Here is a 12,977-nt window from a genome sequence, read left to right on the forward strand (position 1 = left end):
GCTATGATTTTAAAAGAATTTCTTTGAAAGAAGGTAGTACATTGCCAACAATAAAAGAAAGACTTCAAGAAGACTGGAAACAGGCTTTGAAAGCTGGAAATAAATTTAAGGCCGGTACTTTAAGTACAGCAAAATCAGCAATTCTATTAGTAGAAAAAACTGACAATGTTAAGCTTGAGGACGAACAGGTTATTGAAATATTAGCAAGAGAAATCAAGCAAAGAAGAGAAGCTATGCTTGAGTTCGAAAAAGGAAATAGACAAGATCTAGTTGATGGTAATAAGGCTGAAATTGAGATTTTGTTAAGTTACCTTCCTCAGCAGTTAGAAGAAAATGAGATTCTTGAAATTGTTAAACAAGCAGCGATTGAAGTGGGTGCCAGTAGCATGAAAGAAATGGGCAAAGTTATGGCAAAAGTTAGACCTCAAACTGTAGGTCGTGCTGATGGAAAACTTGTTAGCTCAATTGTAAAAGAATATCTAAGTAAGTAAATTACTTTAATAAAAAGGAGTTCATTGAGAACTCCTTTTTTTTTATTCTCTTGAATTTTAAGAAATATGTAATTTAATAAATGTTTTTTTCATAAATTAGTTTGAGAGTATTTTTTAGGAGTGTAATTATGGAATCAAAATGGGTAAGGGCAAAAGATAAAGTTATAGAAGAGCTAGAATTGCCTAAGGATGTTATGTTTAACCTGCCTAAAATAACCATAGTCGGCAATGGTGAGGTGTGTATAGAAAATCATAAGGGTATTATATCTTTTGATAGAGAATCTGTAAAAGTAAACTCAAAGATAGGAACTGTTTTAATAACAGGAGAATCTTTTGAGATCTCATTTATTGGAGGCGAGACTTTAGTCATACAAGGTATATTTAAATCAATAGTTTATGAGGGGATAATATAGATGAATTTTATTGAGAGAGTAAAAAGAGGAACAATAACAATAGAAGTAAGGGCATTTATACCTGAAAAATTTATTAATTTACTATGGAGTCAAGGAATATATGCATCTAATATAAAGAAGATAGATTTAACTACTTTTTTAGTAGATATTGATTTGAATGATTTGAAAAACATAGATAAAGTAGCTAAAAGAGCTGGAGCTAAGTATAAAGTGGTGGGTAAAAAAGGATTCGCTTTCTATATTATACGAGCTAAGAGACAATTATCGTTGGTAATTGGAGCACTACTATTTATTGGAGTTATGTTTTACTTATCAACATATGTTTGGAGTATAGAAATCAATACCAAAAAGGTTCTTTCACCTTTTGAAGTAAGAAGACAATTAGACAAGTTGGGAATAAAACCAGGAATTAAAAAAACTGCATTAAATGTATATTCTCTCGAAAAACAAATAGAAGATTCTAATGGAGAAATCATGTGGGTAAGGGCAAGAATAGAGGGTTCAACTTTAAAAATAGATATAGAAGAAAAAACAAATCCTCCGATTTTAAGAAATGAAAATCAAAATGGTGGAGTAGTTGCAAAAGAGGATGGAGTAATTGAAAGAATTTATACTATATCGGGAAAACCAATGGTGAAGTCTGGAGATGTTGTTAAAAAAGGTGATTTATTAATTGCACCTACACAAGGAAAAGAAGGATTTGAATATACAGTTAAGGCAGAAGGACAAGTACTGGCAAATACTTTTTACGAAAAGGATGTTGAAGTACAAGTTAGTGGTAAAATAAAAGAAAGATCAGGTAATAAACAAAATGCATTGTATTTTGAATGCTTAGGAAAGAAAATTTATATAAAAAAGCCTATAAAAAACTATGTTGACTATGATAAAATAGAATTTACAGGGAATTTAATAAAGGGTGAAACTTATTATGAAATAAATGAAAAAGAAATTGCTTTAGATGTAGAAAAGGTAAAAAAAGAAACTGTCGATAAAGCAAGAGAAACTGTATTAAAAGAAATAGATAAAGATGCTAAGATTACGCAAGAAATAGTTAATGTAGAAAATGAGGAAGAAGGAAAAGTTATCATTAAAGCAACTTTTGTAGTAAAACAAGATATAGCAGTTACTAATAGTCAAACGTAAATATATTAAGTAGGTGATTGATATCCATGGGGAAAGAAAGGGAAAACAAAGGAATGATAGATCCTAAGAGAATGTTAACATTTTTCTTAAGTTTCATCATAATTTATGTTATAGTAATGAGTTCTTTCATAAGTAAAAAGTATAATTTGAAGGCAGGAGATATTGCCAAGGCTGATATCAAAGCTCCAAGGGATACTATAGATGAAAATGCAACTAAGGCAAAAGAACAGGAAGTTGTAGAGAAGATAGATAAGCAATATACTTTAAAGTCAGATGTATCAAAGGATGCGTTAAATAATACAAAGAATTTTTTTCAAAAAATAACTGCATTAGTAGATTCAACAGCTAATGAAACAGATAAAATAGAAGCCTTAAAAGGCTTGAAAATTGTTCAATTAGATGATGAAGATTATAAATATTTGTTTACATTAACTAAAGACAATATTGTAGCACTTCAAAATAAGGCAAATGACGTAATTGGGAAAGTATATCAAAAAAATATTGAAGAAGACAAAATTGAAGATATACAAACTGCCAGGAATACAGTTGAGGTGGAAATATCCAATAGTGAATTTATTAGAAAGCAAAAGGAGATTCTAATAACTTTATTAGAATCTCAAATAAAACCTAATTTTATATATGACAAAGAAAAAACCGATGAGACCATTGCAGAAGCTAAAAAAAATGTCCCTAAAATAGTTATAAAAAAGAACCAAATAATAGTCAAAGAAGGGGAACCAGTTACAGAAGACCAGGTAACGCTTCTAAATGAACTAGGACTTCTAAAAAATTCAGGAAATGAAAATAGCATAATATTATATCTAACACTAGGGATATTTGTCGCAACGATCTTGGTGCTTCAATACTTTTATGTAAATAAGTACTATAAAAAAATATTCGATAACACAAACAACCTTATTCTTATAAATATAATTAACATAATATCACTTATATTGGCTAGAACCTTAGCACTAATTTCACCATATTTAATTCCTCTAGCCTTTGGACCTATTCTATTAGAATTATTGTTAAATTATAAGTTGAGTTTGGTACTAAGTCTATTTAACTGTGTGCTAATAAGCGGAGTGGTTGGCTTTAAGCCAGAAGTAATGCTTTTAGCATTTGTTTCAACTATACTTGGAGCTACCTCACTCAGAAAAATGCAACAGAGAAATGACATATTACTATCTACTGTATATATAGCGGTTACCATATCTTTAGTATGTTTTTCAGCTGGTATGCTACTTTCTAATGATATAATTGAAGTTCTTAAAGCCACAGGAATGGCTGCAATAGGGACAATAGTATCAGGAATATTATCAATAGGGTTTTTGCCAATATTTGAAACTACCTTTGATATTGTTACCATAGTGAAGCTATTAGAATTATCAAACCCTAATAATCCGTTATTAAAGAAACTATTGATGGAAGCTCCTGGAACATATCATCATTCAATATTAGTTTCAAATTTAGCTGAACTTGCAGCAGAAGAAATTGGGGGGAATTCAGTTTTAGCTAGAATAGGGTCTTTCTATCACGATATTGGTAAAACTAAAAGGCCATACTTTTTTAAAGAAAATCAGATTGGAAATGATAATCCACATGATAAAATAACACCAAATTTAAGTACTTTAATTATTACATCACATGTTAAAGAGGGTTTAGAACTGGCAAAAGAGTATAATTTACCAAAAGCAATTACTGAAATGATTGCAACCCATCATGGAACAACATTAGTTAAATATTTCTACCACAAGATGAAAACTACTGCTGAAAATCCAGAGGAGATTAATGAAAAAGATTTTAGATACCCTGGTCCAAAACCCGAAAGTAAAGAGGCTGGAATTATAATGCTAGCGGACTCAGTAGAGGCAGCAGTAAGAAGTATAAGTGAGCCAACTAAGGGTAAAATTGAAGAGATGGTAAATAATATAATTAAGGATAAACTCTTTACAGGAGAATTAGATGAATGTGAGCTTACACTTAAGGATTTAGATAAAATTCAAAAGAGTTTCTTGAAGGTGTTAACTGGTATTTATCATAAAAGAATTGAATACCCTAAAGATGAAAAAGGAGTAAAATAGTAGATGATATATTTTGATAATAGACAAGAAAAAGTAGAAATAAATGAGGAATTTGAAAGATTAGTAGAGGAAATAGTTCAATTTGCCTTGAAGGAAGAAGAAGTAGACGAAAAAGTGCAAATATCAATAGTGTTTGTTGATAATAAAGAGATTAGAGAAATTAATAATGAAACTAGAGGGATTGACAAGGAAACAGACGTTTTAAGTTTTCCTATGTTAGATTATGAAGATGGCAAAGTGTTTAAGGAACAGTATAAAAACTTTTCATTTGATGAAACTTATTACGATGGAGAAGAATTAGTTTTAGGTGATATTGTTTTATCACTAGAAAAATCACTAGAGCAGAGTGAAGAGTATAATCATTCATTTAAAAGAGAAACATCATATTTAATTATACACTCTATTCTTCACTTATTAGGCTATGACCACATGGAGGAGAATGAAAAGGGTATAATGAGAAAAAGAGAAGAAGATATATTGAATAAATTAAACATTAAAAGAGATTAAGATTTAAAAGAGGGGCTTAGTTAACATTGGTTCTTAAAGTGCTATGAGGGTGGGATTATATGAAATTTAAAAAACTTGTAGATAGTTTCAATCATGCTATAAATGGAATAATTCATGCAGTGAGAACACAGAGAAATATGCAGATACATATGGCTGCGACACTAGCTGTACTTATCGCTTGTTTCTTTTATGATATTTCAAGATTTGAATTTCTAATACTTGCAATTACAATAACAATGGTAATAAGTGCAGAATTAATAAATACTGCTATAGAGGCAGCAATAGATTCAACTACTAATTATTATCATCCCCTTGCAAAGATTGCAAAAAATGCAGCTGCTGGAGGTGTGTTAGTTACTGCCATTAATGCCATAATTGTAGGTTATATAATCTTTTGGGATAAACTAAGCAAAGCTACATATGTAGTAATTAATAAGATAAAAAACTCAGAACCCTACACTATATTTATAGCTCTAGTAATTGTATGTATAGTTACTATAATTGTGAAGGCTATATTTGGTGAAGGAACGCCGTTAAAGGGTGGAATGCCTTCAGGACATAGTGCCATAGCTTTTTCAATTGCTACAGCAATATCGTTAATTACAGAAGAACCTATTGTTGTTAGTTTAAGCTATCTTATGGCATTCATTACAGCACAAAGTAGAGTAGATTCTGAGGTGCATTCTGTATCTGAAGTGGTCGTTGGAGCCATTTTTGGTTCAGTACTTACACTGGTCATTTTTAAATTATTTAGTTAGGAGGTATTTTAATGGATATAGAAGTTTTAATTGATGAGGCAATAAAAGCGAGAGAAAAGGCTTATGTTCCATATTCGAATTTTAAAGTAGGAGCAGCAGCTTTATTTGAAGACGGAAAAATTTATTCAGGCTGTAATATAGAAAATGCATCGTTTGGTGCAACAAATTGTGCTGAAAGAACAGCTATTTTTAATGCTGTAGCAAAAGGAAATAGGGTACTTAAAGCGATAGCAGTAATAGGAGATACAAACAATTTTACAGCACCCTGCGGTATATGCAGGCAAGTAATTGCTGAATTTGCAGAAAATCCAGAAATTAAAATTGTAATTGTAAAAAATCATAAAGAATATATAGTGAAAACTTTAGATGAAATATTGCCAGGATCCTTTACAAAAAAAGATCTTGAAGTATAGGAGGAAAAAAATTAATGTTCAAATCAGGATTTATAACTATCGTAGGTAGGCCTAATGTTGGAAAGTCTACACTAACTAATCATATAATGGGTGAAAAGCTATCAATAGTTTCTCATAAACCTCAGACAACTAGAAATAATATTCAAACTATTTTAACTCGAGAAGACTATCAAATGGTGTTTGTAGATACTCCTGGTATACATAAACCTAAACATAAATTAGGAGAATATATGGTTAATTCTGCAAAGGATTCTATAAGAGATGTGGATTTAGTCTTATTCTTAATAACTCCAGAAGGAGAATTAGGAAGAGGAGATAAATTTATAATTGAGGCTCTTAAAGGCCAAAAAGCACCTGTTTTTTTAGTTGTAAATAAAGTGGATGAAAATACACAAGAAAAAGTAGCTGAAACGTTAGTTAACTATTCTAAGGAGTATGAATTTGCGGAAATTATCCCTATATCTGCTCTAAAGGGCAAGAATACTGATAAACTTATAGAACTTATGGTTAAGTATTTACCAGAAGGTCCTCAATATTATCCAGAAGATATGATTACAGATGTTCAAGAGAAGTTTGTAGTAGCTGAAATCGTAAGAGAAAAGGCATTAAAAACACTTCGTGAAGAAATTCCACATGGAATAGCTGTTGACATAATTCAAATGAAGCAAAATGAAAAAGGTAAATACACTATTGAAGTAGAACTAATATGCGAGAAAGATTCACATAAAGGTATAATTATTGGAAAAAATGGGCAGAGTTTAAAGAAGATTGGTGAGACTGCTAGGTATGAAGTGGAAAGATTCTTGAAAGCAAGGGTTAATTTGAAGATTTGGGTTAAGGTTAGAAAAGAATGGAGAGATAATCCACTATTACTTAAGGAATTAGGATACAAGAAGCTTAAATAAAGTAGGAGGAGATTATCCTGTCATTATTTGAAACTAAAGGAGTTGTAATTAAAACTCAAGATTTTAAAGAAAATGATAAATTAGTTTGGATATTTACTGAAAAGATAGGCAAGATTACTGTTATTGCAAAAGGTGCAAAAAAAAGTAGAAGTAAATATCTATCGGTTACACTTCCACTATGTTTTGCTGATTACATGCTATTTAGAGGTAAAAATCTATATACTTTATCTGAAGGAAAGATTAATAATTCATTTCAAGGACTACTAGGCAATCTTGAAAAGCTTACATACTCCTCATACCTATGTGAATTGATAGATATATGTTTAGTAGATGAAGAAAGTAACAGAGGATTGTTTAAAGACTTTGTTACTTGCTTATATTTATTAAATACAGATGCAATTGATTATGAACTATTGGTTAGAGCATTTGAACTTAAGATATTAAAGGCAACTGGCTATGCATTAAAATTAGATAATTGTGTATTATGTAATAGCAAGATGAATACTGGAAGCTATATTAGTATATCAAGTTTTGGAGGCGTTTGTGAAAAGTGTGAAAAGGAACATGGAGTTTATATTTCAAAGGGGGCATATAATGCTCTGAGATTCTTGAATTCATTAGATATGGATAAGATGTACAGAGTAAATATCACCCCAGAAATAAAAGAAGAAATTTCAAAAGTCACATCATTAATTTTTTCATCAAATTATTCCAAAAAACCAAAAAGTTTAGAAATGTTAGATTATATTAAGGAGAGATAAGTATGAGTGAAATAACATTAGAAAAAGTTGATAAAGTTATTGAAAGAACTGGGGTAAGTTATGGAGAGGCTAAAGAAGCTCTAGAAAGTTCTGAAGGTGATGTTTTAGATGCAATAATATATATTGAAAATCTAAAGAAGCAAAGAGAACAAGAAGAAGAAAATAATACTGGAGAAAGTATAGAAGAGTTTAAAGCATACTTAAAGGATTTAATTAATAAGGGAAATGTAACTAGAATTAAGATTAAGAAAGATGAAAAAGTAATTGTTGATGTTCCGGTAAATGCTGGTATTGCAGCTGGAGTTATAGGTATAATACTTCCTCAACTAATGGCTATTGGAGTTATTGCAGCTATTGTTACAAAAATAACAGTTGAGATCACAAAGGAAAATGGCGAAGTAGAAGTTGTGAATAAGTATATAAAAGGAGCGTATGAGGATATAAAATATAAAGCTTCAGATGCCTATGATATTATAAGAAATAAAGTGAATGATATGAAAAGTGGTGTTAAAGGAACTACTTATAAAGCTAATAAAGGAGATTCTTCAGACGAAAAGTTTTACACTTATACAGTTAAATTTGATGATGAAGAATAAAAAAATTACACCATTATCTAAAATGGAGAAAATGAAAGCAATTTAGCATTAATTGGACGTAAAATAAACTGGTGAGGGAATATTCAGTAAATTTGGTTGATTTTTCAGAAAATTTAGTATAGTAAAACTATTAATACATGATATAATAATCATGTGAATAGCAACGCAAGTTTGAATAGTCTGAATATTCCCAAAGCTAAAAAGTGAGGGATTACTGTGAAATTTTCAAATAGGCAAGAAGAAATAATTAGACTAGTAAAAGAGGGACAGCCTATTACATCAGAGGCAATAGCAGAAAAATTAGGACTTACAAGAGCGGCATTAAGACCAGACCTATCAGTTTTAACTATGATGGGAATATTGGATGCAAGACCAAAAGTAGGATATGTTTATTCATCAAATCCTTCAAGAAGTCTAGTATATGATTACATTTCCAACATTAAAGCTAAGGATATCATGTCTAAGCCAGCGATAGTTTCAGAAGAAACTATGGTTTATGATGCTATTGTATATCTTTTCTTGAAGGATGTTGGAACTCTTTTTGTTGAAAACGATGGAAATTTGACAGGTGCGGTTTCAAGAAAAGATTTTCTTAAAATTGCAATAGGCGGTACTGATATTCACAAAGTACCCGTTGGGGTAATTATGACTAGAATGCCTAACATAATATATGCAAGCACAGAGGATACTGCCTTTAGTATTGCACAGAAGATAATTGGGCATGAAATTGATAGTATACCTATTATTGAAAAAGAAACTAGGGATGGTAGAGACATAATAAGAATAGTTGGAAAAGTATCTAAAACAAACATAACAAAGTTATTTGTAAGATTAGGAGATAGCTAATCATAAATAGCTAAATATAGAATTAAAGCACTATGGTAGATAATATGGGTATTTGTATCAATAACAAAATAAATAAGGGTAAGTTCAGCTAATAAGTATGTCTAATATGCAATTAATTAAATTTTTTAGTTGAATCCTTTAAGTTAATGTGAAACTTTCGGGGCTATAACTGATTCCCGTTAGTATATATAACAATAATTTTTGTATTGAACGGAGGAATATTGAGATGGAGAAAAATAAGTACGTATACCTTTTTAGCGAAGGTGACGCATCAATGAAAAACCTTTTAGGTGGTAAAGGAGCTAATTTAGCTGAAATGACTAAAATAGGAATACCTGTACCACAAGGTTTTACAGTAACAACTGAAGCTTGTAACAAATATTATGAAGATGGAAGAGTTATAGCTAAAGAAGTTATTGATCAAATAGAAGAAAAAATGAGTGAACTTGAAAAAATATCTGGCAAAGAATTCGGAAGTATTGATAACCCTCTATTAGTTTCAGTAAGATCTGGAGCAAGAGCATCAATGCCAGGTATGATGGATACAATCCTAAATCTTGGATTAAATGATGAAACTGTAGAAACTATGGCTAAGCTAACAAATAATGTTAGATTTGCATATGATTCATATAGAAGATTTATTCAAATGTTCTCTGATGTTGTTATGGGTGTAGAAAAGAGAATGTTCGAAGATCTTATAGATGAAATGAAAGAAGAAAATCATGTTCATTATGATACAGATTTAACAGCTGAAAATCTAAAAGAATTAGTTAAGAGATATAAGAATTTATATAAAAAGGAAAAAGGAACAGATTTTCCACAAGAACCAAAAGCTCAATTAATTGAAGCTGTAACTGCAGTATTCAGATCATGGGATAATCCTAGAGCTATAGTTTACAGAAGATTGAATGATATTCCTAGTGCTTGGGGAACAGCTGTAAACGTTCAAGAAATGGTATTTGGTAATAAAGGAGAAACATCAGGTACTGGGGTTGCATTCTCAAGAAACCCTTCAACTGGTGAAAATCTAATATATGGAGAATATCTAATGAATGCTCAAGGTGAAGACGTTGTTGCAGGTATTAGAACACCTCGTCCAATATCAGAATTAAATGATCAAAATGCAGAAATATATACACAATTTGAAAACATAGTAAATACATTAGAAGATCACTATAGTGATATGCAAGATATGGAGTTTACTATAGAAGAAGGAAAATTATACTTCTTACAAACTAGAAATGGTAAGAGAACTGCTCAAGCAGCTTTAAAGATTGCAGTTGATTTAGTTGAAGAAGGAGTTCTTTCTAAGGAAGAAGCTATTCTAAAAGTTGAACCAAAACAATTAGATTCATTACTTCATCCTAACTTTGATGAAAAAGAACTTAAAAATACAGATGCTATAGCTAAGGGGTTACCAGCATCTCCAGGAGCAGCTTGTGGTAAAATAGCATTTACTGCAGAAGAAGCTAAAGAAAGAGCTGAAAAAGGTGAAAAAGTAGTATTAGTTAGATTAGAAACTTCACCTGAAGATATAGAAGGTATGATTGCAGCAGAAGGTATACTTACTGTAAGAGGCGGTATGACTTCTCATGCAGCAGTTGTTGCTAGAGGAATGGGAACTTGCTGTGTAGCTGGATGTGGAGCTCTTAAAGTAAATGAAGCAGCTAGAACAGTAGAAGTAGAAGGAAAAGTATTAACTTCAGAAGATTGGATTTCTATAGATGGATCAACAGGAAATATCTATCCAACAGCTTTAAAGACAGTAGCGCCAGAAATATCTGGATACTTCGCAACATTTATGGGATGGGCAGATGAAATAAGAAAGTTAAAAGTTAGAACTAACGCTGATACTCCAAAAGATACAAAGCAAGCAGTTGAATTTGGAGCAGAAGGTGTAGGATTATGTAGAACTGAGCATATGTTCTTTGCTGAAGATAGAATAATGGCTGTAAGAGAAATGATCGTTGCTAAGACTGAAGAACAAAGAAGAAAAGCACTTGAAAAATTACTTCCAATGCAAAGAGAAGATTTCGTTGGAATCTACGAAGCATTAGAAGGAAGACCAGCAACTATCAGATTCTTAGATCCACCACTACATGAATTCCTTCCACATGCTGATGAAGATATAAGAGCATTAGCAAATGAAATGGGATTAACTTTTGAAGAATTAAAAGCAACTGTAGAAAGCCTACATGAATTCAATCCAATGATGGGTCATAGAGGATGTCGTCTTGCAGTATCATATCCAGAAATTGCAGAAATGCAAACAAGAGCAGTAATTGAAGCTGCAATTGAAGTTAAGAACAAAAAGGGTTATGATGTTGTTCCAGAAATCATGATTCCATTAGTTGGAGAAATTAAAGAACTTAAGTATGTTAAAGATGTAGTAGTTCATACAATAGAACAAGTTCTTGCAGAAAAGAATGTAGAACTTAAATATAAAGTAGGAACTATGATTGAAATACCAAGAGCAGCTATTACAGCTGACGAAATAGCTAAGGAAGCAGAATTCTTCTCATTTGGAACAAATGACTTAACTCAAATGACATTTGGTTTCTCAAGAGATGATGCAGCTAAATTCTTAAATGCATACTATGAAAAGAAAATATATGAATCAGATCCATTTGCTAAGTTAGACCAAACTGGAGTTGGAAGCTTAGTAAGAATAGCAGTTGAAAAAGGAAGATCAACAAGACCAGATATTAAATTAGGTATATGTGGAGAACATGGTGGAGATCCATCATCAGTTGAATTCTGTCATGATCTTGGATTAGATTATGTAAGTTGTTCACCATTTAGAGTACCTTTAGCTAGACTTGCAGCAGCTCAAGCACAAGTTAAAAATAAAAGATAATATGTAATAAATTTAAAGGCTTCAAGATTAATTCTTGAAGCCTTTAAATTTCTAGGTTATAATATTTATTCATAGCAGATATAATTGAGTTTGAAAAACTAACTTGATAGTCAGTTTTATTTACAACTTTTAATAGCAGAGTCATAAAAGAGGTTTTATTGCATTTCTTTATATTCTTATAGTAATCTCTAGATAACTTCCAATACTTTTGAGGGAATATTAAATAGGCTAGAATATACTTAATATCATCTTTTGTTAATGGATTAACTGAAATATAATTATTGAGACAAGATATAGCTAGTTCTAGATCCCATTTTGTGTTATTTCGTTTAAGAAGTCTCCTTAAAAAGTAGGATAGATCTTTTGCAACATAATCGTATTTACATTTATCGAAATCAATTACTTTAACAACGTTATCTTCAGAGATAAGTATATTCTTGTTTACATAATCACCGTGACAAAGAGATACGGTTAAGTTGTTATTATTTACAGAGGATAATATCTCTAAGGATTGTTTAGCTAACATAAGGTTATCATCAAAATGTGTTAAGAATACTTTTGAAAATTTATCTTTATAATTAAAAGCAGAGTTTGAACATTTTATCAAATCAGAAAAGTGCTTTTGAATAGATATGTAATAATTATCAAAACCTTTTCTTATGCTTGAACCATTAATAGGAATAAAGTTTTTGCCGCAATTATGCATTAAAGCTAAATTCTGAATAGATAGTATAATTTGTTCTAGGTTATCAAAGTCACATTTCTCTCCAGTAAGCCAAGGGGTCAATATGAAAATCATTCCTTTATAAATAACGTATCTACCTTTTGAATTAGTTGGTAAAAGTTTCGGAACAATAATTCCTTTTTTACTATACCACTCGATAGCAGAATAAACGTATAGCAAATCCATTTCATTATAATAAACTTTTTTTAAACAAAAATCTCCATAGTCAGTGGTTATTTTAAAAACTGCACGTTGCTTTTCGGTATCTTTAAATTTAACTGGGGTAACTTCACAACTATAAATATTATAGTGGGACAAGATGTTATCTTTTATTTCTTCAACACTTAAGAGTTGAGCCTGTTTCTTAAGAGCTTCCTTTGGCATAAAACCTCTCCTTATTAAATGCTTATATTTATAAGATATTAGTTGGTTTTTAAAATTATTCTAATAATAATTAATTAAAATATAATTAAAGGAGA

At 30.7% G+C, this 12,977-nt stretch carries 13 protein-coding genes; 12 read left to right on the forward strand and 1 reads right to left on the reverse strand.

All coding sequences use genetic code 11. The annotated features are described in order from the left end of the window. Window positions 1-41 precede the first annotated feature (41 nt). The 12 genes from L1S47_RS09145 (at window position 42) to ppdK (ending at window position 11,774) form a co-directional block, all read left to right on the forward strand. Window positions 42-491 (forward strand): GatB/YqeY domain-containing protein, encoded by a 450-nt coding sequence (locus tag L1S47_RS09145; protein ID WP_202768760.1) that lies wholly within the window; start codon window positions 42-44, stop codon window positions 489-491. Window positions 492-619: 128 nt separating this feature from the next. Further along, entirely contained in the window at window positions 620-904 is a 285-nt protein-coding gene (gene yqfC / locus L1S47_RS09150; protein ID WP_202768377.1) for a sporulation protein YqfC, read from the forward strand. After that, the gene (gene yqfD, locus L1S47_RS09155; protein ID WP_238883280.1) at window positions 905-2,047 is read left to right on the forward strand and encodes a sporulation protein YqfD; all 1,143 of its coding nucleotides are present in this window, start codon (window positions 905-907) and stop codon (window positions 2,045-2,047) included. Window positions 2,048-2,073: 26 nt separating this feature from the next. Further along, on the forward strand, window positions 2,074-4,131 hold the full coding sequence (locus tag L1S47_RS09160) for an HD family phosphohydrolase (RefSeq protein WP_238883281.1): 2,058 nt from the start codon (window positions 2,074-2,076) through the stop codon (window positions 4,129-4,131). Window positions 4,132-4,134: 3 nt separating this feature from the next. Then, window positions 4,135-4,638 (forward strand): rRNA maturation RNase YbeY, encoded by a 504-nt coding sequence (gene ybeY, locus L1S47_RS09165; protein ID WP_238883282.1) that lies wholly within the window; start codon window positions 4,135-4,137, stop codon window positions 4,636-4,638. A gap of 59 nt (window positions 4,639-4,697) precedes the next feature. Further along, complete coding sequence (locus L1S47_RS09170) at window positions 4,698-5,396, forward strand: diacylglycerol kinase (protein WP_238883283.1); 699 nt, start codon at window positions 4,698-4,700, stop codon at window positions 5,394-5,396. Window positions 5,397-5,407: 11 nt separating this feature from the next. Next, on the forward strand, window positions 5,408-5,809 hold the full coding sequence (locus tag L1S47_RS09175; protein WP_238883284.1) for a cytidine deaminase: 402 nt from the start codon (window positions 5,408-5,410) through the stop codon (window positions 5,807-5,809). A 14-nt stretch (window positions 5,810-5,823) separates the two neighbouring features. After that, complete coding sequence (gene era, locus L1S47_RS09180; RefSeq protein ID WP_202768383.1) at window positions 5,824-6,714, forward strand: GTPase Era; 891 nt, start codon at window positions 5,824-5,826, stop codon at window positions 6,712-6,714. 11 nt (window positions 6,715-6,725) lie between these two features. Then, window positions 6,726-7,475, forward strand: a complete 750-nt coding sequence (gene recO, locus L1S47_RS09185; protein ID WP_238883328.1) for a DNA repair protein RecO — start codon at window positions 6,726-6,728, stop codon at window positions 7,473-7,475. 2 nt (window positions 7,476-7,477) lie between these two features. Next, complete coding sequence (locus L1S47_RS09190) at window positions 7,478-8,071, forward strand: DUF4342 domain-containing protein (RefSeq protein ID WP_238883285.1); 594 nt, start codon at window positions 7,478-7,480, stop codon at window positions 8,069-8,071. A gap of 216 nt (window positions 8,072-8,287) precedes the next feature. Continuing rightward, entirely contained in the window at window positions 8,288-8,917 is a 630-nt protein-coding gene (locus L1S47_RS09195) for a helix-turn-helix transcriptional regulator (protein ID WP_238883286.1), read from the forward strand. Between the two features lie 226 nt (window positions 8,918-9,143). Further along, a complete protein-coding gene (gene ppdK, locus L1S47_RS09200) occupies window positions 9,144-11,774 on the forward strand; it encodes a pyruvate, phosphate dikinase (RefSeq protein WP_238883287.1) in 2,631 nt (876 codons plus the stop codon). 43 nt (window positions 11,775-11,817) lie between these two features. Here the strand turns inward: ppdK and L1S47_RS09205 are convergent, their stop codons facing one another. Next, window positions 11,818-12,882, reverse strand: coding sequence for a CotS family spore coat protein (locus L1S47_RS09205; RefSeq protein WP_238883288.1), 1,065 nt, complete (start codon window positions 12,880-12,882; stop codon window positions 11,818-11,820). Window positions 12,883-12,977 lie beyond the last annotated feature (95 nt).

It is taken from the genome of Clostridium sp. YIM B02551 (assembly GCF_022324735.1).
Lineage (GTDB): Bacteria > Bacillota > Clostridia > Clostridiales > Clostridiaceae > Clostridium_T > Clostridium_T paridis.

Excerpts from the sequence above, each read along its gene's own strand:
- L1S47_RS09160 (WP_238883281.1), top strand. The coding sequence starts at position 2,074 with ATGGGGAAAGAAAGGGAAAACAAAGGAATGATAGATCCTAAGAGAATG.
- era (WP_202768383.1), top strand. The coding sequence starts at position 5,824 with ATGTTCAAATCAGGATTTATAACTATCGTAGGTAGGCCTAATGTTGGA.
- ybeY (WP_238883282.1), top strand. The coding sequence starts at position 4,135 with ATGATATATTTTGATAATAGACAAGAAAAAGTAGAAATAAATGAGGAA.
- ppdK (WP_238883287.1), top strand. The coding sequence starts at position 9,144 with ATGGAGAAAAATAAGTACGTATACCTTTTTAGCGAAGGTGACGCATCA.
- yqfC (WP_202768377.1), top strand. The coding sequence starts at position 620 with ATGGAATCAAAATGGGTAAGGGCAAAAGATAAAGTTATAGAAGAGCTA.
- L1S47_RS09205 (WP_238883288.1), bottom strand. The coding sequence starts at position 12,882 with ATGCCAAAGGAAGCTCTTAAGAAACAGGCTCAACTCTTAAGTGTTGAA.
- yqfD (WP_238883280.1), top strand. The coding sequence starts at position 905 with ATGAATTTTATTGAGAGAGTAAAAAGAGGAACAATAACAATAGAAGTA.
- L1S47_RS09190 (WP_238883285.1), top strand. The coding sequence starts at position 7,478 with ATGAGTGAAATAACATTAGAAAAAGTTGATAAAGTTATTGAAAGAACT.
- L1S47_RS09170 (WP_238883283.1), top strand. The coding sequence starts at position 4,698 with ATGAAATTTAAAAAACTTGTAGATAGTTTCAATCATGCTATAAATGGA.
- L1S47_RS09175 (WP_238883284.1), top strand. The coding sequence starts at position 5,408 with ATGGATATAGAAGTTTTAATTGATGAGGCAATAAAAGCGAGAGAAAAG.